The following is a 23609-nucleotide window of genomic DNA, read 5'->3' on the forward strand; positions in this document are numbered from 1 at the left end:
TATCAGGAACGAACGTTCGGAGGACAGCAGTGGGACGACTCTTCGGCACGGACGGCGTGCGTGGTGTCGCCAACGCGGATCTGACGGCCGAGCTGGCGCTCGGACTCTCCGTGGCGGCGGCGCACGTACTGGCCGAGGCGGGCACCTTTGAAGGCCATCGCCCGGTGGCGGTGGTCGGGCGTGACCCGCGCGCGTCCGGGGAGTTCTTGGAGGCCGCGGTGGTCGCGGGCCTCGCGAGCGCGGGCGTGGACGTCCTGCGCGTCGGTGTGCTGCCCACCCCCGCGGTGGCGCATCTCACCGGGGCGCTGGGCGCCGACCTCGGCGTGATGCTCTCCGCCAGCCACAACGCCATGCCCGACAACGGCATCAAGTTCTTCGCCCGCGGCGGCCACAAGCTCGCCGACGAGCTGGAGGACCGCATCGAGGCCGTGTACGAAGAGCACGGCACCGGCGCTCCCTGGCAGCGGCCCACCGGGGCGGGCGTCGGCCGGGTCAAGTCGTACGACCAGGGGCTCGACCAGTACATCGCGCACCTGCTCGGCGTGCTCCCCAACCGCCTCGACGGACTGAAGATCGTCCTCGACGAGGCGCACGGCGCCGCCGCCCGCGTCTCGCCCGAGGCGTTCACGCGCGCCGGTGCCGAGGTCATCACCATCGGGGCGCAGCCCGACGGCCTGAACATCAACGACGGCTGCGGCTCGACCCATCTCGACCTCCTCAAGGCCGCCGTCGTCGAGCACGAGGCGGACTTCGGCGTCGCGCACGACGGGGACGCGGACCGCTGCCTGGCCGTGGACCACACCGGCGCGGAGGTGGACGGCGACCAGATCCTCGCGGTGCTCGCCCTCGCCATGCGGGAGCACGGCACGCTGCGTCACGACACCGTTGTCGCCACCGTCATGTCGAACCTCGGCTTCAAGCTCGCCATGGAGGCCCAGGGCCTGTCCCTGGTGCAGACCGCCGTCGGCGACCGGTACGTCCTGGAGTCGATGAAGGAGCACGGCTTCGCCCTCGGCGGCGAGCAGTCCGGGCACGTCATCGTCCTCGACCACGCGACGACCGGTGACGGCACGCTGACCGGCCTGCTCCTCGCGGCACGCGTCGCCGAGACCGGGCGGACGCTCGCGGACCTCGCGAGTGTCATGGAGCGCCTGCCGCAGGTCCTCATCAACGTGCCCGACGTCGACAAGGCGCGCGTGAAGACCTCCGCCGAGCTGTCCGCGGCCGTCACCGAGGCCGAGCGCGAGCTGGGCTCCACCGGCCGGGTGCTGCTGCGCCCCTCGGGGACCGAGCCGCTGGTGCGGGTCATGGTCGAGGCCGCCGACATCGAGCAGGCGCGGTCCGTCGCCGAGCGCCTCGCCGACGTGGTGAAGTCGGCGCTGGGCTAGACGCTCCGCGACTTCGCGGTACGTTCGCGCTGACCGGCCCAGAGTGCCTTCTGGGCCAGCAGCGTGAGCGTACCGGCGAGGACGATGCCGAGGAGGTTCAGCAGGAGCTGCTCGGTGGAGCCCCACGCCTGCTTGTACTCGTTGTAGCTGAACGCGACCGCCGCGTTCGCCGCCGCGGGGACCGTCGTCACGGAGATCGCCACTCCCACCAGGGCGCCCGACTTCGCCGAGGTGAGCGAGAGCGTGCCCGCCGCGCCCGCGAGGACCGCCACCACGAACGAGAACCAGTCCGGGCGGTAGATGAAGTTCGTGTTGGGCCGCTCCGCCTTGAGGGCCTCGTGGCTGAAGAGGTCCGTGGCGTCCATGAAGTAGCTGAACCCGACCGTCACCAGCATCGCCACCAGGAAGCCCACGAGCAGCGCGATCAGTGAGCGCAGGGCGAGCCGGGGCGCGCGCCGCACCAGGGCCGTGCAGAAACCGGCGAGCGGGCCGAACTCCGGTCCGACGGCCATCGCGCCCACGATCAGGATCGCGTTGTCCAGGACGACACCGCAGGCCGCGATCATCGTGGCGAGCGTGATGAACGCGATATACGTGATCGAGAGCGTCGACTCCTCGTGGGTCGCCTCGGTCAGCTGCTCCCACAGGACCGCGTCCGAGCCCTCTCCCGGCGCCTCGTCCTCGGCCTTGTCGGCGCGCTCGGAGAGGGAGAGGTCGATGTTCTCGACCGCGATCGAACCGCACTTGTCGAGGTCCAGCGCGCGCAGGCCCTCGATCAGCTCGTCGCCCGCCTCCCGGGCGACATCGCACATGATGACGTCGCCCGTGGGGTTGCGGGCCGCGCCGGGGACCACGGCGAGGTGCGTGGTGCCGGTCGTCCCCTCGATCAGGCGCAGCACGTCGTCGGTCTTGTCCGCGGGGGAGATCAGGCGCAGGTGCAGCATGTGCGCAGGGTAGTCGGGCGCGGAGGGCCGGGAGGCGGCGCCTCAGAGTTTGCGCAGGCTCAGGCGCTGGACCTTGTGGTCGGGTCCCTTGCGGACCACCAGGGTGGCGCGGCCGCGGGTGGGGGCCACGTTCTCCACGAGGTTCAGCTTGTTGATGGTGCGCCAGGTCGTACGCGCGTAGTCGAGGGCCTCCTCCTCCGACACCTGCGTGTACTTGCGGAAGTACGAGGACGGGTTCTGGAAGGCCGTACCGCGCAGCTTCTTGAAGCGGTTCAGGTACCAGCGCTCGATGTCCTCCGTGCGGGCGTCGACGTACACGCTGAAGTCGAAGTAGTCCGCGAGGCCCACGCGGGTGCGGCCGTCCTTGCCGGGGAGCGCGGGCTGGAGGACGTTCAGGCCCTCGACGATGAGGATGTCGGGGCGGCGGACCGTGAGGCGCTTGCCCGGGACGATGTCGTAGATCAGGTGGGAGTAGACGGGGGCGGTGACCTCGGCCTTGCCCGCCTTGATGTCCGCCACGAAGCGGGTGAGGGCGCGGCGGTCGTACGACTCGGGGAAGCCCTTGCGGGACATCAGGCCGCGGGCCTCCAGCTCCTTGGTGGGCAGGAGGAACCCGTCGGTGGTCACCAGTTCCACGCGGGGGTGTTCGGGCCAGCGGGAGAGCAGGGCCTGGAGGAGGCGGGCGACGGTCGACTTGCCGACGGCCACGGAGCCGGCGACCCCTATGACGAAGGGGGTTCCGGACTGGGAGCCCTTCTCGCCGAGGAAGGTGTTGAGCGCTCCGCGCAGGCCGTCCGTCGCGCCCACGTAGAGGTTCAGGAGGCGGGAGAGCGGGAGGTAGATGTCGCGGACCTCGTCCAGGTCGATGACGTCACCGAGGCCGCGCAGCTTCTCCACCTCCTCCGCCGTCAGGGGCAGCGGCGTCTTCTCCCGCAGAGCGCTCCACTCGGCGCGGGTCAGGTCGAGGTAGGGAGTCGCCTCCGGCTTGTGCCGGTGGGCGCTCCGCTGCGCCTTGTCTGGCGCGGAGACCGAAGAGATCACAGTCCATTGTTACGGCTGTTTGAACGGCTGGGGGGTGGGGGTGTGGTGGGGTGTGTCACGCTGGGCCGATGATTTTCGGGTGCTTTGTGGGGTGAGCCTGTGATTATTGGGGTCGGCATCGATGTCGCCGAGATCGAGCGGTTCGGGGCGGCGATGGCCCGGACGCCGGGGATGGCGGAACGGCTGTTCGTGGAGAGCGAGTTGCTCTTGCCGAGCGGGGAGCGGCGGGGGGTGGCCTCGCTGGCGGCCCGTTTCGCCGCGAAGGAAGCGGTGGCGAAGGCGCTGGGGGCGCCGGGTGGGCTTCGGTGGACGGATGCCGAGGTGTATGTCGAGGACAGTGGGCAGCCGCGGGTGCGGGTGCGGGGGACTGTGGCCGAGCGGGCCTCCCTGTTGGGGGTTCGGGCCTGGCATGTTTCCTTGAGTCATGACGCGGGGGTGGCGTCGGCGGTGGTGGTGGCGGAGGGATAGCGGGCTCTGGCCTCTGGCCTTGGGCGGGGTTTGACTCGGCTCCCCGTTCTTCTGGCCCGCCCCGGCTTCCTTTTCTGGCTCGCCGCGGCATCCTCTCTGGTCCGGCGCTGCTTCTTTTCCTGGCCCCGTCGCCGCTTCCCTTCTGCCCCGCTGCTGCTTCCCTTCTGGTCCGTCGTTGCTTGCTTGGTGGCCCTGCCGTCGCTTCTCTCCTGGCCCGGCGCTGCTTCCTTGCTGGTCTGCCGCCGCTCTTTTTCTGGCCCGTCGCTGCTTCCTTTTCTGGCCCGCCGCTTCGCGGCGGATGCTTTCCCACCCACCCACCCGTCTCGCTGCGCTGGTGTGGTGCGGGAGGGGGTGGTCGCCTGCCCCTCCTCAGCCTCCGCGGTGCGGGGTAAACGGGTGGGTGGGTGGGGAGCACTCGGTGAGGTGCGGCGGGGTGGGGCTTTGTGGGGACGGCGCCTTGGGTGCGTTGGTGGTGCGGGGTGAACGGGTGGGTGGGTGGGGAGTATCCCGTGCGGAGCGGCGGGGCGGGGGGTTTTGCGGGGGCGGCGCCCTGGGTTATGGAGGTGCGGGGTGAACGGGGGGAGTGCCCCGCGCGGAGTGGGGGGTGGGTGGGCACACTGGGGGGATGCGTAGTGCGTATGGCGTGGAGAGTGTCCGGGCCGCTGAGCGCGAGGTCATGGCGCGGGGGCCCGAGGGCGCGCTGATGCGGAGGGCCGCGGCCGGCCTCGCCGCGGAGTGCGCCCAGCTGCTCGGCAAGGTGTACGGAGCCCGGATCACGCTGCTTGTGGGCAGCGGGGACAACGGCGGCGACGCCCTGTACGCGGGCGCGGGCCTGGCCCGGCGCGGCGCGGGAGTCACCGCCGTGCTGCTCAGCCCGGAGCGGACCCACGCCGGCGGCCTCGCGGCGCTGCGCGCGGCCGGCGGGACGGTCGTGGGCGGTGACGAGGACCGGGCGGAGCGAGCCGTCGCGCGGGCCCGCCTCGTCGTGGACGGGATCGTCGGCATCGGGGGGCGCGGCGGGCTTCGGGAGCGCGCCGCCCAGCTCGTCGCCGCCGTCGCGCGGGACGCCCTCGTCGTCGCCGTGGACCTGCCCAGCGGCATCGACGCGGACACGGGCGAGGTGCACGGAGAGGCGGTGCGCGCCGATGTGACGGTGACATTCGGCGCGTACAAGCCGGGGCTGCTGATCGATCCGGGGCGCGAGTACGCCGGTGCGGTGCGGCTCGTCGGCATCGGGCTCGAACTGCCCGCGGGCGAGCGGGTGCTGGAAGCCCTTCAGTACGTGGACGTGGCGGGGCTGCTGCCTCAGCCGGGCGGGGAGAGCGACAAGTACCGGCGCGGTGTCGTCGGCGTCGTCGCCGGGTCCGCGCGGTACCCCGGCGCCGCCGTGCTCTGCGTGGCCGGGGCGCTGCGCGGCGGCGCGGGCGCCGTGCGGTACGTGGGGCCCGCCGCGGACGCGGTAATCGCGCGGTTCCCCGAGGCCCTGGTGTCCGCCGGGCCGCCGTCGAAGGCGGGGCGGGTGCAGGCCTGGGTCGTGGGGCCCGGGCTCGGGGACGACGAGGAGCGGCTGCGGGACGTGGTCGCCGCCGAGGTGCCCGTACTGATCGACGCGGACGGCCTGCGGCTCGCGGGGGAGCGGGAGGTGCGGGCCCGGCGCGCGCCGACGCTGCTCACACCGCACGCCGGGGAGGCCGCCGCGCTTCTCGGCGTCGCCCGTGAGGAGGTGGAGTCGGCCAGGCTCTCGGCCGTGCGGGAACTGGCGGGGCGGTTCGGCGCGACCGTGCTCCTGAAGGGGTCCACCACGCTGGTCGCCTCCGGGGAGGGCGCCGTGCGCGTCAACCCCACCGGCACGCCCTGGCTCGCCACCGCGGGCAGCGGTGATGTCCTGTCCGGGCTCGCGGGTTCCCTGCTCGCGGCGGGCCTCGGCGCGCGGGACGCGGGTTCCGTCGGCGCGTATCTCCACGGCCTCGCCGCGCGGCACGCTTCGGACGGGGCGCCGGTGGCCGCGCAGGACGTGGCGGACGCGATTCCGGCCGCGTGGCGGGATGTGCGGCGGCCTGGCTGACCGGGACCGGCCCCACGGTCAGGGCGCCCCGTCGGTCAGGGCGCGCCGTCGGTCAGGGCGCGGGGACACGGAGGTACGGAAGCCGTCCGGGGCGAGCCGCCCGCCTCGGCCCGCGCCGGACCGGCAGAGGCCCGGCGCAGCGGGGCAGGCCACGCGCTCTGAGAGACTTGTGCGCGATGAACGAGACAGCACCCTTCCGTGTCCGGGCCGAGATCGACCTCGCCGCCCTCCGCGCCAACGTGCGCGCGCTGCGTGCCCACGCGCCGGACGCCGCGTTGATGGCCGTGGTGAAGGCCGACGCGTACGGCCACGGAATGGTGCCCTGCGCCAAGGCCGCCGTCCAGGCCGGTGCCGGCTGGATCGGGACCGCGACGCCCGAGGAGGCCCTGGCCCTGCGCGCTGCGGGGCTGCCGGGGCGGATCATGTGCTGGCTGTGGACGCCGGGCGGCCCCTGGCGCGAGGGCGTCGAGGCCGACCTGGACATGGCGGTGAGCGCGCTGTGGGCGCTGGAAGAGGTGACGGCGGCCGCCCGTGCGGCGGGCCGCACCGCCCGTGTCCAGCTCAAGGCCGACACCGGCCTCGGTCGCAACGGCTGCATGCCCGCCGACTGGCCCGAATTGATCGCCGCGTCCCTGCGCGCCGAGGCCGAGGGGCTGATCCGCGTCACCGGGCTCTGGTCGCACTTCGCGTGCGCCGACGAGCCGGGCCACCCGTCGATCGCCGCCCAGCTCAGCGTCTTCCGCGAGATGGTGGCCTTCGCCGAGGAGCAGGGGATACGCCCCGAGGTGCGGCACATCGCCAACTCCCCGGCGACGCTCACGGTCCCGGAGGCGCACTTCGACCTCGTACGGCCGGGCATCGCGATGTACGGCGTCTCGCCGAGCCCCGAGGTGGGCACTCCCGAGGACTTCGGGCTGCGGCCCGTCATGACGCTCTCCGCCTCGCTCGCCCATGTGAAGCACGCTCCGGCCGGTCACGGGGTCAGCTACGGACACCACTACGTCACCCCGGGCGAGACGACTCTCGGTCTCGTCCCCGCCGGGTACGGCGACGGCGTCCCCCGCCACGCCTCCGGTACGGCCCCGGTCCTCGTCGACGGCAAGTGGCGTACGGTCGCGGGCCGCGTGGCGATGGACCAGTTCGTGGTCGACCTCGGCGGGGACGAGCCCGAAGTGGGCACCGAGGCGGTGCTGTTCGGACCCGGTGACCGCGGCGAGCCGACCGCCGAGGACTGGGCGCAGGCCGCGGGCACCATCGCGTACGAGATCGTCACCCGCATCGGATCGCGTGTCCCGCGCGTCTACGTGAATGAGCGGCCCGGCATCGGAGAGATGTGAACGAGCAGTCCGACCACTGACTAGGAGCGGCACGTGAGCGAGAGCAGCACGGGGGCTGCCGCGGCGGAAGCGGTGACGGAGGCCGCCGCCGCGGCGGGGAACTGGCGCCGGGCCGGAGTGGCCGGTACCGCGCTGGGCGTGCTCGCCGCGGGCGCGGCCGCCGGGGTCGCCATCGAGCGGCTCACCGTGGGGCGCGGCATGCGCAAGAAGGCCCGCCTCGCCCTGGACGCCTCGGGTCCGTACGGCTCGCTGCGCGGCATGCCCGGCACGGCGTACGCGGACGACGGCACCGAACTCTCGTACGAGGTCGAGGAGGTCGAGACGGACGGCGAGCAGGCCGCGCGCGTACGCCGGGGCTTCGGACGCCGCTCCTCCGCGCCCGTCACCGTCGTCTTCAGCCACGGCTACTGCCTGAGCCAGGACTCCTGGCACTTCCAGCGGGCCGCCCTGCGCGGCGTGGTCCGCGCGGTCTACTGGGACCAGCGCAGCCATGCCCGCTCCGGGCGGGGCGTCGACCAGGCCGAGCGTGATGTGCCGGTCTCCATCGACCAGTTGGGGCGCGATCTGAAGGCCGTCATCGACGCGGCCGCGCCCGAGGGGCCGCTCGTCCTCGTCGGGCACTCCATGGGCGGCATGACGACGATGGCCCTCGCCGACCAGTTCCCCGAGCTGATCCGCGACCGCGTCGTGGCCGTCGCCCTCGTCGGTACGTCGTCGGGGAAGCTCGGTCAGGTGAATTTCGGGCTTCCGGTCGCCGGGATGAACGCGGTCCGCCGGGTGCTGCCCGGCGTGCTGCGGGCGCTCGGCTCGCAGGCGGAGCTGGTGGAGCGGGGGCGGCGGGCCACCGCCGACCTCTTCGCCGGGGTCATCAAGCGCTACTCGTTCTCGCGCAGGGACGTGGACCCGGCGATCGCGCGGTTCGCGGAGCGGATGATCGAGGCGACGCCGATCGACGTGGTCGCGGAGTTCTACCCGGCGTTCGCCGAGCACGACAAGGCGGCGGCGCTCGGGCACTTCGCCGGGCTGCCGGTGCTGGTGCTCGCGGGGGAGAAGGACCTGGTCACGCCGAGCGAGCACAGCGAGGCGATCGCGGCGGTGCTGCCGGACGCCGATCTTGTGCTGGTCCCCGACGCCGGGCACCTGGTCATGCTGGAGCACCCCGAGGTGGTCTCGGACCGTCTCGCGGAGCTGCTGGCGAGGGCGGGCGCCGGGCGGGCGGCAGCCGATGCGGGGTCGTCCAGCGGCTAACGTGGACGGTATGGAAGCACCGCACCACCAGGCCCCCGCCAACGTACTCAAGATCACCGTCAACTCCCCCGAACAGATGGGCGAGTTGGGCCGCCGCCTCGCGAAACTCCTGCGCCCCGGTGACCTCGTGATGCTCACCGGCGAGCTGGGCGCCGGAAAGACGACGCTGACCCGCGGCCTCGGTGAGGGCCTCGGCGTGCGCGGCGCCGTCACCTCCCCGACCTTCGTCATCGCCCGCGTCCACCCCCCGCTCGGGCAGGGCCCCGCGCTGGTGCACGTCGACGCGTACCGCCTGGGCGGCGGGCTCGACGAGATGGAGGACCTGGACCTCGACGTCTCGCTGCCCGACTCGGTGGTCGTCGTCGAGTGGGGCGAGGGCAAGGTCGAGGAGCTGTCGGACGACCGGCTGCACGTCGTCATCGACCGGGCCGTGGGCGACACGACGGACGAGGTGCGCGAGGTGACGCTGACCGGGCTCGGCGGGCGGTGGTCGGACGCGGACCTGGCGTCGCTCGCGGCGTGAGCCGCGCGGGGCGTTCGGCCTCGGTCACGCGGCGCCCCGCGGCCTGAGTCGCGGCGGCTCGGTAGGTTCACCCAAGGTTCCGACAAGCCGTCGGCAAAATCTTGCGTTGCGTGCGCCGGGCGTGGTCACATGGGTACCGGTACTGGTTAGGTCTACCTAACCACGTCTGCCCCCGGGAGCCCAGGAGGCATCCATGCCGGCTTCAGAACGTGACGTACAGCCGCGGCCGCCGCACGTGCTGCCGGGACCTGTGGCCGTCTCGCGCCCCGCGCACCCGTCGATGAGTGAACTGCTGGCCTCGTGCGCCGCCGCGACCGCGGTCTCCACGCCGCCGCGCGATCCGGCGCCCCGCGCTCCGGCGCCCGCCGGGAGCACCCCTACGGAACGACGACGACCTTCTTGCTGATCGTCGCGAACTCCCACATGGCGTTGCCGTGCGCGCGCGACTCACGGATGCCGCCCGTCTTCTTCGACGGGTCCGGCTTCGGCGTCGAGCCGTCGACCGCCGCGCTGAAACCGATCGTGATCCCGTCGACGGTCGTGAACCGCACGACGTGCTCGATCGGCACCCCGTCCGAACCGGTGACGGTCCCCGAGCGCGAGGTGACGGCGTACGTGCCCGGGGCGGGGTCCACCGAGCCAGGCGTGACCTGGAACGTGATCCGCGGCTTGCCGGACGCCTCGACCAGCCAGACCCGGTCCTCGCTCACGGAGTACACGACCCGCTCGCCCGCGCCGGACTCGGCCGGCACCACCGCCGGGTTCGCCCGGTCCCTGGGGGAGCGGGGGGCGCTGGCGCCCGGCGACTGCTCGGGCTTGGCCGGATCGGGAACGCCGGCCGAGGCCTGATAGGCGAGGAAACCGATCGCGGCGACCGCGGCGGCGGTGAGCCCGGCCACAAATCCCGAGCTGCTCCTTGACACCTTGCGCCACCCACCTTTTCGTACTGCGACGGCTGTGAGGCGACGGTAGCAGGGGGTAACCGACATCCCGGGGCGGCCGTGCGGCGGGCGCGGGAGCCGTAGGCTGTTCGCGTGCTCTTGCTCGCTCTTGATACCGCAACGCCCGCCGTCACCGTCGCCCTCCACGACGGCTCGTCCGTCGTGGCCCAGTCGAGCCAGGTGGACGCCCGGCGCCACGGGGAGCTGCTGCTCCCGGCCGTCGACCGCGTGCTCGCCGACGCAGGTCTGAGACTCGACGCCGTCACCGCCGTCGTCGCCGGAGTGGGCCCCGGCCCCTACACCGGGCTGCGCGTCGGCCTGATGACCGCCGACACGTTCGGCCTCGCCCTCGGCGTGCCCGTGCACGGGATCTGCACGCTGGACGGCCTCGCCTACGCCTCCGGCATCGAGTCCGGCCCCTTCGTGGTCGCCACCGACGCCCGGCGCAAGGAGGTCTACTGGGCGCGCTACGACGACGTGCGCACGAGAGCGAGCGAGCCCGCGGTCGACCGGCCCGCGGACATCGCCGCCGAGGTCGCGGGGCTGCCCGCCGTCGGCGCGGGCGCGCTGCTCTACCCCGACACCTTCCCCGACGCCCGCGCCCCCGAGCACGTCTCGGCGGCGGCGCTCGCGTCCCTGGCCGCGGAGAGGCTGGCCGCGGGCGAGGAACTGCCCGAGCCCCGGCCGCTGTACCTGCGCCGCCCCGACGCGCAGGTGCCCAAGAACTACAAGGTGGTCACACCCAAGTGACCGAGGCGACCGAGGTGCCCGCGGCCGCCGGGCTGCGCGAGATGCGCTGGTGGGACATTGACGCGGTGTTCGCCCTGGAGAAGGAGCTCTTCCCCGACGACGCCTGGTCGCGCGGCATGTTCTGGTCCGAGCTGGCCCACTCGCGCGGACCGCTGGCCACCCGCCGCTATGTGGTGGCCATGGACGGCGACCGCCTCGTCGGGTACGCGGGGCTCGCCGCCTCCGGGGACCTCGCCGACGTCCAGACCATCGCCGTCGCCCGCGACCACTGGGGCACCGGGCTCGGCGCCCGGCTGCTCACCGATCTGCTGCAGGCCGCGACCGCCTTCGAGTGCCCCCAGGTCATGCTCGAAGTACGGGTCGACAACACCAGGGCGCAGAAGCTGTACGAGCGCTTCGGCTTCGAGCCCATCGGCTTCCGGCGCGGCTACTACCAGCCCGGCAACGTGGACGCCCTGGTCATGCGCCGCACCGATCCCTCCACCCCCGCACCGACTGGCGTACAAGGAACCGAGATTCATGGCTGACTCGCGCGACGAACCCCTCGTCCTCGGCATCGAGACCTCCTGCGACGAGACCGGCGTCGGCATCGTCCGCGGCACGACCCTGCTCGCCGACGCCGTCGCCTCCAGCGTCGACGAGCACGCCCGGTTCGGCGGCGTCGTGCCCGAGGTCGCCTCCCGCGCGCACCTGGAGGCGATGGTGCCGACCATCGAGCGCGCCCTGAAGGAAGCGGGGGTGAGCGCGAAGGACCTCGACGGCATCGCGGTGACCGCCGGGCCCGGGCTCGCGGGCGCGCTGCTCGTCGGCGTCTCGGCCGCGAAGGCTTACGCGTACGCGCTCGGCAAGCCGCTGTACGGCGTCAACCACCTCGCCTCGCACATCTGCGTGGACCAGCTGGAGCACGGGCCGCTGCCCGAGCCGACCATGGCGCTCCTGGTCTCCGGCGGCCACTCCTCGCTGCTGCTCTCCGCCGACATCACCTCGGACGTGCGGCCGCTCGGCTCGACCATCGACGACGCGGCGGGCGAGGCCTTCGACAAGATCGCGCGGGTGCTGAACCTCGGCTTCCCGGGCGGTCCCGTCATCGACCGGTACGCGCGCGAGGGCGACCCGAACGCCATCGCCTTCCCGCGCGGGCTCACCGGGCCGCGCGACCCCGCGTACGACTTCTCCTTCTCGGGTCTGAAGACGTCCGTCGCCCGCTGGATCGAGGCGAAGCGGGCCGCGGGCGAGGACGTGCCGGTGCGGGACGTGTCGGCCTCCTTCCAGGAGGCGGTCGTCGACGTGCTGACCCGCAAGGCCGTGCGCGCCTGCAAGGACGAGGGCGTCGACCACCTCATGATCGGCGGTGGCGTGGCCGCCAACTCGCGGCTCCGCGCGCTGGCGCAGGAGCGGTGCGAGAAGGCCGGGATCCGCCTGCGCGTGCCGCGCCCGAAGCTCTGCACGGACAACGGCGCGATGGTCGCGGCCCTCGGCGCGGAGATGGTGGCGCGCAACCGTTCGGCGTCGGCCTGGGACCTGTCGGCGGACTCGTCGCTGCCGGTGACGGAGCCGCACGTGCCGGGCCACGCGCACACGCACGCGCACGATCACGACCATGTGCACGAGGTCAGCAAGGGGAACCTGTACTCGTGAGCGTCGCGCTGATGTGGGAGGCCCGTGCCGTGGAGGGGCGGGGCGCCGAGCTGCTCGCGTGGGCGCGCGAACAGCGGTTCGACGTCGCGCCGCTGCGGCGGGAGACCTTCCGCGCGCCGCAGGACCGGGTCCTCGTCATCACCTGGTGGGACGCGGCGTACGACGCCGACCTGCCGGAACTGCCGGAGCCCGCACCGGAGTTGGTGACACGGGCGGTGCATCGCTGGCGTTTCGAGCCGGTCGACGCGGACTGACGCTCACCGCTGGCGGTGCGTCAATAAGTACCGCCAAGCGGGGGCGTGTGGGTGCCGCGCGGCAGGGGTGGTGGTTGCTCGCGCAGTTCCCCGCGCCCCTTACGGGGCCCGTGGTGCGCCCCGTAAGGGGCGCGAGGATCCGCCGGTGTACGGGGGCCCTCAGCGCACCGGATGGCCGATCAGCATCGTCGGCGCGCCCGCCACCCGCGTCAGGAACACCGTCGCCGCGTTCTTGCCCTGCGGCTTCACCTTGCGGCGCAGTTCCTCCGGCTCCACCGCCGAGCCCCGCTTCTTCACCGTCAGGGTGCCGACCTCCCGCTCCCTCAGCAGGGCCTTCAGCTTCTTCACGCCGAAGGGGAGCCGGTCGGTGATCTCGTACGCCACCGCGTAGGGCGTCTCGTGCAGCGCGTCGGACGTGACGTACGCGATGGTCTCGTCGATCAGCCCGCCGCCGACCCGTGCCGCGACCTCCGCGACCAGATGCGCACGGATGACGGCGCCGTCGGGCTCGTACAAGTACCGCCCCACGGGCCGCACTCCGGGGTCGGGCAGCATCGTGGCCAGCGGGCTCCACAGGGAGACGTTCCGGGGCAGGAGCGTCGCGCGGTGCGAGGCGGGCGCGTCCGTGCCGAACCACAGCACGGCCTCCTTCACGTCGCCGCCGTCCGAGATCCACTCGGCCTCGGCCTCGGCGGGGATCGCCTCGTGCGGGATGCCGGGGGCGATCTTCAGCGCGGCGCGCGGGGCCGCGCGGGCCGTCTCGATCGCCCAGGACAGCGGCGGGGAGTAGGACTCCGGGTCGAAGATGCGGCCGCGCTTGGAGGAGCGCCGCGCCGGGTCCACGAACACCGCGTCGTACGCCGACGTGTCCACGTCGGTGACATCGGCCTCCCGGACCTCGATCAGATCGGCGAGGCCGAGCGCCCGGGCGTTGGCGCGGGCGACCGCGCAGGTGAGCGGGGACCGGTCGACGGCGAGCACGGAGATCCCGGCCCGCGCGAGGGCGATCGCGTCGCCGCCGATGCCGCAGCACAGGTCGGCGAGGGAACGCACCCCCAGCTTCCTGAAGCTCGCGGCGCGATGGGTGGCGACGGAGGCGCGGGTGGACTGCTCGACCCCGTCGGGCGTGAAGAACATCCGGGCCGCGTCCTCGGCGCCGAACTTCGCCGCGGCCCGCCGGCGCAGCCGCGCCTGGGCGAGGGCGGCCGAGACCAGCGGCGCCGGGTGGTCGCGGCGCAGCCGGGTGGCGGCGGCCAGCTCCTGCGCGGGCTCGACGTCCCGCACCTCGTCGAGCAGGGCGCGGCCCGCTTCGGTGAGCAGGGCGGCGAAGGCGGCGAGGGGATCGCCGAGGCCGGTGTCCTTGGTGCCTCCGGTGGCGCGGTCGGCGGCAGGGGCGCTCGGCGGCGGCGTGTTCGGGTCGTTCACCCGCCCCATTGTGGGCCAGTCGGTGGATGGTGCGCGGCCGGTGGCGGTGTCGGCCCCTGGGAGCGCCGGTGAGCTGCGAGGATCCGGCGCCATGCAACTTGTACGACAAAAGGAAGAATCCGCCGCACGGCGGAAGAATCAGACGCGTGCCGTCGTGGCGGTCCTGACCGCCGCGGCGATCGCCTCGGGCTGCGCCTCCGGGGACGGCTCCGACCCCGTGCGGCCCGCCCACGGCCAGCAGCCGCTCAAGGCCCCGCCCGCCAGGGCCCTCGACTCCTACGCCCAGCAGCTGGGCGCCGCCCAGGCCGCCCGGGTCGCGGCCGCCAAGCGCTGGCGCCTCGCCAAGACCCCGCTGGCCGCGCCCGCACCCCCGAGGGCGAAGCCGCGGCTCACGACCCGCAAGGGCTTCGAGGTCAAGGGTCAGGCCAAACTGCCGCCGGTCTTCACGACCATCCCGACCAAGCAGAAGGTCGTCTTCCTCACCATCGACGACGGCGCCGAGAAGGACCCGGCGCTGCTGCGGATGATGAGCGACCTGAAGATCCCGTACACCGCGTTCCTCAGCGACTACCTGGTCAAGGAGGACTACGCGTACTTCAAGAAGATGCAGTCGCGCGGGGTGACCCTGAACAACCACACCCTCAACCACCGCTACATGCCCGGTCTTTCGTACGAGGGTCAGCGCCGCGAGATCTGCGGCATGCAGGACACCATCGAGAAGCACTACGGCAAGCGGCCCGAACTCTTCCGCCCGCCCTACGGCAACTACAACGAGGACACGCTGCGGGCCGCGAAGTCCTGCGGCATCAAGGCGGTGCCGCTGTGGAACTCCGAGGTCTTCGCGGACCGCATGGAGTACCGCGAGTGGGACCGTGACCTGCACCCCGGTGACATCATCCTCACCCACTTCAGGGGCCGCGAGGACTGGAAGGGCACCATGCCCGACATGGTCCGCAGACTCATGAAGACGGTCACGGACAAGGGGTACGCGGTGGCCAGGCTGGAGGACTACCTGTGACCCGGCGGGCGCGAGCGCACCGCCGCCTCCTCGCCGGGGCCCTCCTGTGCGGAGTACTCGCGCCCGCGCTGCTGACGTCCTGCGCGGAGTCGGTCGACCCGATCGAGCGACTGGGCCGCAAGGCCGCGGAGAAGCTCCCCGACAGGGAGCCGCCCGCTCCCGCCTGTGGGCAGGCGTTCCGCAGGGCGGAACGGGTGGGCACAGCCCCAGGTGCCGGGCGACAGAAAACGAGGCCTCCGCGAGCCGCAGACAGGGAACCCGCAGTCACCGAGAGCCGTTGCCCCGAACGGGGGAAAACGCCGCCTGCCCCGGCCCGGGGCACCTCGATCCGCTGAAGCCAGGCGCCGCCGATTGGCACTCCGCTTGACCGAGTGCTAACCGCCGTCCTAGTCTCGCTCCTGGCACTCCCCGTTGGAGAGTGCCAACAGCGACGGGCAGGTCCGGCACCCGCGACGACGGATCCACCTGGTCGCCACACCTAAGACTGTTAACCCCGTGAGATCTCCGAAGGGGGAGACCGGATCGTGACGACCACCAGCTCCAAGGTTGCCATCAAGCCGCTCGAGGACCGCATTGTGGTCCAGCCGCTCGACGCCGAGCAGACCACGGCCTCCGGCCTGGTCATTCCGGACACCGCCAAGGAGAAGCCCCAGGAGGGCGTCGTCCTGGCCGTGGGCCCGGGCCGCTTCGAGAACGGCGAGCGTCTGCCGCTCGACGTGAAGACCGGCGACATCGTGCTGTACAGCAAGTACGGCGGCACCGAGGTGAAGTACAACGGCGAGGAGTACCTCGTCCTCTCGGCTCGCGACGTGCTCGCGATCGTCGAGAAGTAGTTCACCGCTTCACCTGCATCACCTGCTTCACCAGCAGATTTGCTTTTGAGCTGCGCCCCTGGTCACCCCGCTGATTGCCGGGCGGCGAGGGGCGCGGTTCGTTCACCCGAGTTTTCGAGAGGGCTGAATCGCTCCCATGGCGAAGATCCTGAAGTTCGACGAGGACGCCCGTCGCGCCCTTGAGCGCGGCGTCAACAAGCTTGCCGACACGGTCAAGGTGACGATCGGCCCCCGCGGCCGCAACGTCGTCATCGACAAGAAGTTCGGCGCCCCGACCATCACCAACGACGGCGTCACCATCGCCCGTGAGGTCGAGGTCGAGGACCCGTACGAGAACCTCGGCGCCCAGCTGGTGAAGGAGGTGGCGACCAAGACCAACGACATCGCTGGTGACGGCACCACCACCGCCACCGTGCTCGCCCAGGCCCTGGTCAAGGAAGGCCTGCGCAACGTCGCCGCCGGCGCCTCCCCGGCCGCCCTGAAGAAGGGCATCGACGCCGCCGTCGCGGCCGTCTCCGAGGAGCTGCTCGCCACCGCCCGCCCGATCGACGACAAGGCCGACATCGCGGCCGTCGCCGGTCTGTCGGCCCAGGACCCGCAGGTCGGCGAGTTGATCGCCGAGGCGATGGACAAGGTCGGCAAGGACGGTGTCATCACCGTCGAGGAGTCCAACACCTTCGGCCTGGAGCTGGACTTCACCGAGGGCATGGCCTTCGACAAGGGCTACCTGTCCCCGTACATGGTCTCCGACCAGGAGCGTATGGAGGCCGTCCTCGACGACCCGTACATCCTGATCCACCAGGGCAAGATCTCCTCCATCCAGGACATGCTGCCGCTGCTGGAGAAGGTCATCCAGGCCAACTCCTCCAAGCCGCTCCTGATCATCGCCGAGGACGTCGAGGGCGAGGCCCTCTCGACCCTGGTCGTGAACAAGATCCGCGGCACCTTCAACGCCGTCGCGGTGAAGGCCCCCGGCTTTGGCGACCGCCGCAAGGCGATGCTCGGCGACATGGCCACCCTCACCGGTGCCACCGTCATCGCCGAGGAGGTCGGCCTCAAGCTCGACCAGGTCGGCCTTGACGTGCTCGGCACCGCCCGCCGCGTCACCATCACCAAGGACGACACCACGATCGTCGACGGCGGCGGCAACAAGGCCGACGTCGAGGGCCGCGTCGCCCAGATCAAGGCCGAGATCGAGGCCACGGACTCCGACTGGGACCGCGAGAAGCTCCAGGAGCGCCTCGCGAAGCTGGCCGGCGGCGTGTGCGTCATCAAGGTCGGCGCCGCCACCGAGGTGGAGCTGAAGGAGAAGAAGCACCGTCTGGAGGACGCCATCTCCGCGACCCGCGCCGCGGTCGAGGAGGGCATCGTCTCCGGTGGTGGCTCCGCCCTGGTCCACGCCGTCAAGGTGCTCGAGGGCAACCTCGGCAAGGAGGGCGACGAGGCCACCGGTGTCGCCGTCGTCCGCCGCGCCGCCGTCGAGCCGCTGCGCTGGATCGCCGAGAACGCCGGCCTGGAGGGTTACGTCATCACCTCCAAGGTCGCCGAGCTGGAGAAGGGCTTCGGCTTCAACGCCGCGACCGGCGAGTACGGCGACCTGGTCAAGGCCGGCGTCATCGACCCGGTCAAGGTCACGCGCTCCGCGCTGGAGAACGCCGCGTCGATCGCTTCGCTGCTGCTGACGACCGAGACGCTGGTCGTCGAGAAGCCGGCGGACGACGAGGGCGACGCGGGTCACGGGCACGGCCACGGTCACTCGCACTGACCGCTGCTCGCTTGAACGGTGACTGAGGCCCGGCTTCCCCTGCTTGCGGGAAGCCGGGCCTCGGCTTTTTCGGGGGCGTGCGGGTCTGTTCTTGGCTGGTCGCGCAGTTCCCCGCGCCCCTGACGGGGCCGGTGGCGCGCCCCGTCAGGGGCGCGGGGAACTGCGCGAGGACGGACCACGGCCCGCACCCGGCAACGCGGACCAGCCCGGCAGACGCGGCCCGCCCCCGCCCAAAGACCTACTGAGGCCCGTACTTGCGGCCCGTGCGAGACGTGACACCTCCCAGGAGGGACCTCGGCGTCACCTTCACCAGGCCCATCAGGGCCTTGTAGCGCGGATCGGGGATGGATACGGTCCGGCCCCGCGCCAAGTCGGCCAGCGCCGAAGCGACCAGCTTGTCCGCGTCCAGCCACATCCAGCCGGGAATGTTGGCCGTGCCCATCCCGGCCCGCTCGTGGAACTCCGTACGCACGAAGCCGGGGCACAGCGCCATCAGCCGCACCCCGCTGCCCGCCAGGTCCTTCGCCGCGCCCTGCGTGAACTGCACGACCCACGCCTTCGAGGCGCCGTACGTGCCGCGCGGCACGAAGGCGGCGACCGAGGCGACGTTCACGACACCGCCCCGGCCGCGCTCCCGCATCGACTCCGTGGCCGCCGACGTCAGCCGCAGCACCGCCTCGCAGTGCACCTTGAGCATGGTCAGCTCGTCGGCCATCGGCACCTCCAGGTAACGGCCCTTGTTGCCGAACCCGGCGTTGTTGATCAGCAGGTCCACCGCGTCCCTGCGGTGCGAAAGCCGCTTCTCGACGGCCTCGATGCCCTCGTCCGTGGCGAGGTCGGCGGTGAGCACCTCCGCCTCGATGCCGTGCCGGTCGTGCAGTTCGGTCGCCTGCTCGCGCAGCCGCTTGGTGTCGCGCGCCACCAGGACGAGGTTGTGGCCGTCACCGGCGAGGCGGCGCGCGAAGGCGGCGCCGATGCCCGCGGTGGATCCCGTAATCAGAGCCGTAGTCATGGGCCAAGGCTAGTGACCACCGCGACCCGAGGCGCGACCCGAAGCCCGACCCAAAGGCGCCACGCGACATTTCACGCGGAGCCCAAGCCTCGCTTATGCTCGAAGCATGATCGAGGCCCGTCATCTCCGTGTCCTGCGCGCCGTGGCCGCCACCGGCTCCTTCTCGGCCGCGGCCCGCGAGCTGGGCTGCACCCAGCCCGCCGTGAGCCAGCAGATGAAGGCCCTCGAATCCTCCACGGGCACGCCCCTGCTCATCCGCACCGGCCGTGAGATGCGCCTGACGCAGGCGGGCGAGGCCCTGGTCAGGCATGCCGCGGGCATCCTCGCCGGGCTGACCGCAGCCGAGGAGGAGGTCGCCGCCATCGCGGGCCTGCGCGCGGGCCGGGTGCGGCTCGTCTCCTTCCCCAGCGGCAGTTCGACGCTCGTGCCCGGCGCCCTGGCGGCGCTGCGCGCGGCCCATCCGGGTACGCGCGTCTCGCTCGTGGAGGCCGAGCCGCCGCGCTCGGTGGAGATGCTGCGCGAGGGCGACTGCGATGTGGCGCTGGCGTTCCGGTACGACGGCGCGTCCGCGGCGGAGGAGTGGGACGACCTCGTCGTACGGCCCCTGCTCGCGGACCGGCTCGTCGGTCTCGTCCCCGAGGGGCACCGGCTCGCGGAGGCGGACGCGGTCACCATCGGGGAGTTCGCCGACGAGCCCTGGATCGCGGGCTGCCCGCGCTGCCGCAGGCAGCTGGTCGAGGTCTGTGAGAGTGCGGGCTTCGCGCCCCGTATCGACTTCGCGACCGACGACTATCCGGCCGTGATCGGCCTGGTCGGGGCGGGCCTGGGAGTCGCGGTGCTGCCCGAACTCGCGATCGAGTCGGTACGTCCGAGGGGCGCCCGTACGGTCACGGTGGAGCCGGCGGTGCGGCGGGAGATCGTCGCGCTCACGCTGCCGGACCTGGCGCAGGTGCCGGCCGTCGCCGCCACCCTCGACCATCTCGCGCGGGCCGCGGCGCGCTGACGGGCAGCCGCCGGCCCGGCGTTTGCAGAAACGTTCCTTCAGCGAGGTGACACGGCATCTCAGTGGTGCGTGACAGGTCTCCCCGCCGACGCGGCCGCCGTCACCAGGCGATTGCGCGCCCGCCCCATCAGCTCTTCGCGCTCATCCTCCGTCAGTCCGCCCCATACGCCGTACGGCTCGCGCACCGCGAGTGCGTGAGCGGCGCACTCCGCGCGCACCGGGCACCGCATGCAGACCTCCTTGGCGGAGTTCTCTCGTGCGCTGCGCGCCGCGCCCCGCTCGCCCTCCGGATGGAAGAAGAGCGAGCTGTCCACCCCGCGGCAGGCCGCGAGGAGCTGCCAGTCCCACAGATCTGCGTTCGGTCCGGGAAGGCGGGAGAAATCTGCCATTGCTGGTCCCCTTGAAGCCGTTCTGACGCGGGTCGGTGCCCATGACCGTACATCTACTGTCTAAGGAGATGAAAATATGACTCATTGCGAATCTAGCCACAGACACCGAGAAAAGGGAAGAAAAGGCGCTAAATGGGGCATAGCTTGTGATGAAACCTTGAGGGTCTCCCGCGCGCTCTGCGCTGTGTCCGCGCCCTCACGTAGAGTGCCGAAGATGGCTGACTGCCCCGTAACTCTTTCGGGTGACCGTCGTTGAGAGTGCGAGGCGGTTGAAAGAAGAAGCGCTCGGGCAGGTGTCCGAGAGCGTCAACCGCACAGGTGACGAATATGTACCAGCCTGGAGGCTCAAGGTGACGCGCAGCAGCTGTGAGAGCCGCGGAGGACAGTCATGACATCCGTCCTCGTCTGCGACGACTCCCCGCTTGCCCGAGAGGCGCTCCGCCGCGCGGTCGCGACCGTGCCCGGTGTCGAGCGCGTGACGACGGCGGCCAACGGCGAGGAAGTCCTCCGCCGCTGGGGCGCCGACCGCTCGGACCTGATTCTGATGGACGTACGCATGCCCGGTCTGGGCGGCGTCGAGACCGTCCGGCGGCTGCTGTCCGCCGACCCCGGTGCGCGCATCATCATGCTCACCGTCGCCGAGGATCTCGACGGGGTCGCGCTCGCGGTCGCCGCCGGTGCCCGCGGCTATCTGCACAAGGACGCCTCGCGCGCCGAACTGCGCGCGACGGTCACGCAGGCGCTCGCCGACCCGACGTGGCGGCTCGCCCCGCGCAGACTGCGCTCGGCCGAGATGGGCGCCGCGCCCACACTCACCGCGCGGGAGATCCAGGTGCTGGAGGGCATGAGTCACGGCCGGTCGAACGCGGAGATCGGACGCGAGCTGTTCCTCTCCGAGGACACGGTGAAGACGCACGCCAGGCGCCTCTTCAAGAAGCTCGGCGCCTCGGACCGGGCGCACGCGGTGGCGCTCGGCTTCCGCTGGGGTCTGGTCCGCTGAGTGTGCCGCAGCGGGGGCCCGGCGCTCCCCGCCCGCCGACCGGTGGGCGGGGTGACCGGCGCCCGCGGCGCCCCTCCTCGGGAGCGGTTGCCGTCGCTTCGCGGCGGATGCCGCATCCTTGAGGTGTGGAGTTCCTCGGGGACGAGTCGATCGAGCGGGAGGGGAGGGCGCAGGAGATGAGTTCCGGCGCACCTGCTCATAACGCTTCAGTGCACAACTACGGACGCGGTGCCGCAGATCAGTCGCCACCAAGGCACCATGGACCGATGCGCGATGACAAGACGACGGTGATCGGTGCCCTCGTCCTTCGCGCCGTAGAGGGCGACGAGCAGGCCACGCACGACCTTCTCGCACACGTGCACCCCCTCGCCCTGCGCTACTGCCGCACCCGGCTCTCCCGGCTGCCGGGTGATGCCCGCCACTTCGTGGAGGACCTGGCGCAGGAGGTCTGCGTCGCCGTCCTGCTCGCCCTGCCGCGCTACAAGGACACCGGACGCCCCTTCGAGGCGTTCGTCTTCGCGATCGCCGCGCACAAGGTGGCCGACCTCCAGCGCGCGGCGATGCGCCGCCCCGGCTCCACCGCCGTGCCCTCCGACGAGATGCCCGAGCGCCCCGACGACTCGCTCGGCCCCGAGGAGCGCGCCCTGCTCTCCAGCGACGCGGAGTGGGCCAAGAAGCTCCTCGCCAACCTCCCGGAGAACCAGCGCGAGCTGCTGCTGCTCCGGATCGCCGTCGGCCTCACCGCCGAGGAGACCGGCCAGATGCTGGGGATGTCCCCGGGGGCGGTGCGGGTGGCCCAGCACCGGGCGCTGAGCCGGCTGCGGGCGCTCGCCGAGCAGTAGCCGTACGGGAACTCGCCGAGCAGTAGTCGTACGGGAAGACGTGCGAACGTACAAAGAATGCCGATGATCTTGGTCGTGGAATGAGACACCCCTCGTTCCCGTTAGCATGGACATCCGCACCGATCAAGGCCATTTGGGGAAGGTGTCATGACTGCAAACGGCGGTTCTTCGACTGGGGTGCCCGAGAAATTCGCGACACTCGGGCTGACCTACGACGATGTGCTGCTGCTGCCGGGCGCGTCGGACATGGCGCCCGACCAGATCGACACCTCCTCGTACATCTCGAAGAACGTCCGGGTGAACGTCCCGCTGCTCTCCGCCGCGATGGACAAGGTCACCGAGGCCCGCATGGCGATCGCCATGGCGCGCCAGGGCGGCGTCGGCGTGCTGCACCGCAACCTCTCCATCGCCGACCAGGCCAACCAGGTCGACCTGGTCAAGCGCTCCGAGTCCGGCATGGTCACCGACCCGATCACGGTGCACCCGGACGCGACGCTCGCCGAGGCCGACGCGATCTGCGCGAAGTTCCGCATCAGCGGTGTCCCGGTGACCGACGCGGCGGGCAAGCTGCTCGGCATCGTCACCAACCGCGACATGGCCTTCGAGAACGACCGCAGCCGCCAGGTGCGCGAGGTCATGACGCCGATGCCGCTGGTCACCGGCAAGGTCGGCATCTCCGGCGTGGACGCCATGGAGCTGCTGCGCCGCCACAAGATCGAGAAGCTTCCGCTGGTCGACGACGCGGGCGTCCTCAAGGGCCTCATCACGGTCAAGGACTTCGTGAAGGCCGAGAAGTACCCGAACGCCGCCAAGGACGGAGAGGGCCGCCTGCTCGTCGGCGCCGCCGTCGGTGTCGCGGGTGACGCCTTCGAGCGCGCCCAGGCGCTGGTCGCCGCGGGCGTCGACTTCATCGTCGTCGACACCGCGCACGGCCACTCCCGCCTGGTCGGCGACATGGTCGCCAAGATCAAGTCCGACGCCCCCGGCGTCGACGTCATCGGCGGCAACATCGCCACCCGCGAAGGCGCCCAGGCGCTCATCGACGCTGGTGTCGACGGCATCAAGGTCGGCGTCGGACCGGGCTCCATCTGTACGACGCGTGTCGTCGCCGGTATCGGCGTGCCGCAGGTGACGGCCATCTACGAAGCGTCGCTCGCCGCCAAGGAGGCCGGTGTCCCGGTCATCGGCGACGGCGGCCTGCAGTACTCCGGAGACATCGCCAAGGCCCTCGTCGCCGGCGCGGACACGGTCATGCTGGGCTCGCTGCTCGCCGGGTGCGAGGAGTCGCCGGGTGAGCTGATGTTCATCAACGGCAAGCAGTTCAAGTCCTACCGCGGCATGGGCTCGCTCGGCGCCATGCAGTCCCGCGGCGACCAGCGCTCCTTCTCCAAGGACCGCTACTTCCAGGAGGGCGTCGCCTCCGACGAGAAGCTGGTGCCCGAGGGCATTGAGGGCCAGGTGCCCTACCGCGGCCCGCTCTCGGCCGTCGTCCACCAGCTGGTCGGTGGCCTGCGCCAGTCGATGTTCTACGTCGGCGGACGCACCGTCCCCGAGCTCCAGGCCAACGGCCGCTTCGTGCGCATCACGTCGGCGGGTCTCAAGGAGAGCCACCCGCACGACATCCAGATGACGGTCGAGGCGCCGAACTACAGCCGTCACAAGTAGTCTTCCGGCTCCACGCGCGCGTGGAGGGGCGGTCCCGGCTCACCGGGGCCGCCCCTTCCG

General features: G+C 71.9%; 24 protein-coding genes. 18 read left to right on the top strand and 6 right to left on the bottom strand.

Annotated elements, in window-relative coordinates; translation table 11 throughout:
* Positions 1–29 precede the first annotated feature (29 nt).
* The gene (gene glmM, locus DMA15_RS22120; protein WP_125514488.1) at positions 30–1388 is read left to right on the top strand and encodes a phosphoglucosamine mutase; all 1359 of its coding nucleotides are present in this window, start codon (positions 30–32) and stop codon (positions 1386–1388) included.
* On the opposite strand, the gene DMA15_RS22125 is transcribed toward glmM, so the two are convergent.
* Together DMA15_RS22125 and coaA are read right to left on the bottom strand one after the other, a co-directional pair.
* Positions 1385–2332: a DUF389 domain-containing protein gene (locus DMA15_RS22125; protein WP_125514489.1), complete on the bottom strand. Its 948-nt coding sequence runs from the start codon at positions 2330–2332 to the stop codon at positions 1385–1387. The genes glmM and DMA15_RS22125 overlap by 4 nt on opposite strands.
* Before the next feature lie 42 nt (positions 2333–2374).
* Positions 2375–3370: a type I pantothenate kinase gene (coaA, locus tag DMA15_RS22130; RefSeq protein WP_125517936.1), complete on the bottom strand. Its 996-nt coding sequence runs from the start codon at positions 3368–3370 to the stop codon at positions 2375–2377.
* Between the two features lie 102 nt (positions 3371–3472).
* Between coaA and DMA15_RS22135 the strand changes: the two genes are divergently transcribed.
* From DMA15_RS22135 to DMA15_RS37575, 6 genes are all read left to right on the top strand, one after another.
* Positions 3473–3841, top strand: a complete 369-nt coding sequence (locus tag DMA15_RS22135) for a holo-ACP synthase (RefSeq protein WP_125514490.1) — start codon at positions 3473–3475, stop codon at positions 3839–3841.
* A gap of 625 nt (positions 3842–4466) precedes the next feature.
* A complete protein-coding gene (locus DMA15_RS22140) occupies positions 4467–5906 on the top strand; it encodes an NAD(P)H-hydrate dehydratase (RefSeq protein WP_125514491.1) in 1440 nt (479 codons plus the stop codon).
* A gap of 176 nt (positions 5907–6082) precedes the next feature.
* Positions 6083–7243 (top strand): alanine racemase, encoded by a 1161-nt coding sequence (gene alr, locus DMA15_RS22145; protein WP_125514492.1) that lies wholly within the window; start codon positions 6083–6085, stop codon positions 7241–7243.
* A gap of 33 nt (positions 7244–7276) precedes the next feature.
* On the top strand, positions 7277–8491 hold the full coding sequence (locus DMA15_RS22150) for an alpha/beta hydrolase (protein WP_125514493.1): 1215 nt from the start codon (positions 7277–7279) through the stop codon (positions 8489–8491).
* A 10-nt stretch (positions 8492–8501) separates the two neighbouring features.
* Positions 8502–9014 (top strand): tRNA (adenosine(37)-N6)-threonylcarbamoyltransferase complex ATPase subunit type 1 TsaE, encoded by a 513-nt coding sequence (gene tsaE, locus DMA15_RS22155; RefSeq protein ID WP_125514494.1) that lies wholly within the window; start codon positions 8502–8504, stop codon positions 9012–9014.
* A 193-nt stretch (positions 9015–9207) separates the two neighbouring features.
* Positions 9208–9420, top strand: coding sequence for a hypothetical protein (locus DMA15_RS37575; RefSeq protein ID WP_125514495.1), 213 nt, complete (start codon positions 9208–9210; stop codon positions 9418–9420).
* On the opposite strand, the gene DMA15_RS22165 is transcribed toward DMA15_RS37575, so the two are convergent.
* A complete protein-coding gene (locus tag DMA15_RS22165; RefSeq protein WP_125514496.1) occupies positions 9392–9937 on the bottom strand; it encodes a hypothetical protein in 546 nt (181 codons plus the stop codon). The two genes, DMA15_RS37575 and DMA15_RS22165, sit on opposite strands and share 29 nt — an antisense overlap.
* 111 nt (positions 9938–10048) lie before the next feature.
* Here DMA15_RS22165 and tsaB point away from each other — a divergent pair, with 111 nt between their 5' ends.
* Genes tsaB through DMA15_RS22185 form a run of 4 tightly spaced genes read left to right on the top strand, consistent with a single transcriptional unit; the run spans position 10049 to position 12597 of the window.
* Positions 10049–10705, top strand: coding sequence for a tRNA (adenosine(37)-N6)-threonylcarbamoyltransferase complex dimerization subunit type 1 TsaB (gene tsaB / locus DMA15_RS22170; protein WP_125514497.1), 657 nt, complete (start codon positions 10049–10051; stop codon positions 10703–10705).
* Positions 10706–10746: 41 nt separating this feature from the next.
* A complete protein-coding gene (gene rimI / locus DMA15_RS22175) occupies positions 10747–11232 on the top strand; it encodes a ribosomal protein S18-alanine N-acetyltransferase (protein WP_164551948.1) in 486 nt (161 codons plus the stop codon).
* Entirely contained in the window at positions 11225–12343 is a 1119-nt protein-coding gene (gene tsaD, locus DMA15_RS22180; protein WP_125514499.1) for a tRNA (adenosine(37)-N6)-threonylcarbamoyltransferase complex transferase subunit TsaD, read from the top strand. Before rimI ends, tsaD begins: the two co-directional genes overlap by 8 nt.
* Complete coding sequence (locus DMA15_RS22185) at positions 12340–12597, top strand: hypothetical protein (protein ID WP_125514500.1); 258 nt, start codon at positions 12340–12342, stop codon at positions 12595–12597. Before tsaD ends, DMA15_RS22185 begins: the two co-directional genes overlap by 4 nt.
* Before the next feature lie 159 nt (positions 12598–12756).
* On the opposite strand, the gene DMA15_RS22190 is transcribed toward DMA15_RS22185, so the two are convergent.
* Positions 12757–14031, bottom strand: a complete 1275-nt coding sequence (locus tag DMA15_RS22190) for a class I SAM-dependent methyltransferase (RefSeq protein WP_125514501.1) — start codon at positions 14029–14031, stop codon at positions 12757–12759.
* Positions 14032–14113: 82 nt separating this feature from the next.
* Here DMA15_RS22190 and DMA15_RS22195 point away from each other — a divergent pair, with 82 nt between their 5' ends.
* The 3 genes from DMA15_RS22195 (at position 14114) to groL (ending at position 17638) form a co-directional block, all read left to right on the top strand.
* On the top strand, positions 14114–15040 hold the full coding sequence (locus DMA15_RS22195) for a polysaccharide deacetylase family protein (RefSeq protein WP_125514502.1): 927 nt from the start codon (positions 14114–14116) through the stop codon (positions 15038–15040).
* 524 nt (positions 15041–15564) lie between these two features.
* Entirely contained in the window at positions 15565–15873 is a 309-nt protein-coding gene (groES, locus tag DMA15_RS22200) for a co-chaperone GroES (RefSeq protein ID WP_017239619.1), read from the top strand.
* A 136-nt stretch (positions 15874–16009) separates the two neighbouring features.
* Positions 16010–17638 (top strand): chaperonin GroEL, encoded by a 1629-nt coding sequence (groL, locus tag DMA15_RS22205; protein WP_125514503.1) that lies wholly within the window; start codon positions 16010–16012, stop codon positions 17636–17638.
* Positions 17639–17876: 238 nt separating this feature from the next.
* Here the strand turns inward: groL and DMA15_RS22210 are convergent, their stop codons facing one another.
* Entirely contained in the window at positions 17877–18650 is a 774-nt protein-coding gene (locus tag DMA15_RS22210; protein WP_125514504.1) for an SDR family oxidoreductase, read from the bottom strand.
* Positions 18651–18756: 106 nt separating this feature from the next.
* Here DMA15_RS22210 and DMA15_RS22215 point away from each other — a divergent pair, with 106 nt between their 5' ends.
* Positions 18757–19653, top strand: a complete 897-nt coding sequence (locus DMA15_RS22215) for a LysR family transcriptional regulator (RefSeq protein ID WP_125514505.1) — start codon at positions 18757–18759, stop codon at positions 19651–19653.
* A 59-nt stretch (positions 19654–19712) separates the two neighbouring features.
* Here the strand turns inward: DMA15_RS22215 and DMA15_RS22220 are convergent, their stop codons facing one another.
* Entirely contained in the window at positions 19713–20042 is a 330-nt protein-coding gene (locus DMA15_RS22220) for a WhiB family transcriptional regulator (RefSeq protein ID WP_055534091.1), read from the bottom strand.
* Between the two features lie 388 nt (positions 20043–20430).
* Between DMA15_RS22220 and DMA15_RS22225 the strand changes: the two genes are divergently transcribed.
* From DMA15_RS22225 to guaB, 3 genes are all read left to right on the top strand, one after another.
* Entirely contained in the window at positions 20431–21042 is a 612-nt protein-coding gene (locus DMA15_RS22225) for a response regulator transcription factor (protein WP_003948568.1), read from the top strand.
* Between the two features lie 266 nt (positions 21043–21308).
* Positions 21309–21884 carry a sigma-70 family RNA polymerase sigma factor gene (locus DMA15_RS22230; protein ID WP_125514506.1) on the top strand — a complete coding sequence of 192 codons (576 nt, stop codon included), beginning with the start codon at positions 21309–21311 and terminating at the stop codon, positions 21882–21884.
* Positions 21885–22031: 147 nt separating this feature from the next.
* Positions 22032–23549 carry an IMP dehydrogenase gene (gene guaB / locus DMA15_RS22235; protein WP_125514507.1) on the top strand — a complete coding sequence of 506 codons (1518 nt, stop codon included), beginning with the start codon at positions 22032–22034 and terminating at the stop codon, positions 23547–23549.
* The last annotated feature ends 60 nt before the right edge of the window (positions 23550–23609 follow it).

It is taken from the genome of Streptomyces sp. WAC 01529 (assembly GCF_003945545.1).
In the GTDB taxonomy this organism is placed as follows: domain Bacteria; phylum Actinomycetota; class Actinomycetes; order Streptomycetales; family Streptomycetaceae; genus Streptomyces; species Streptomyces anatolicus.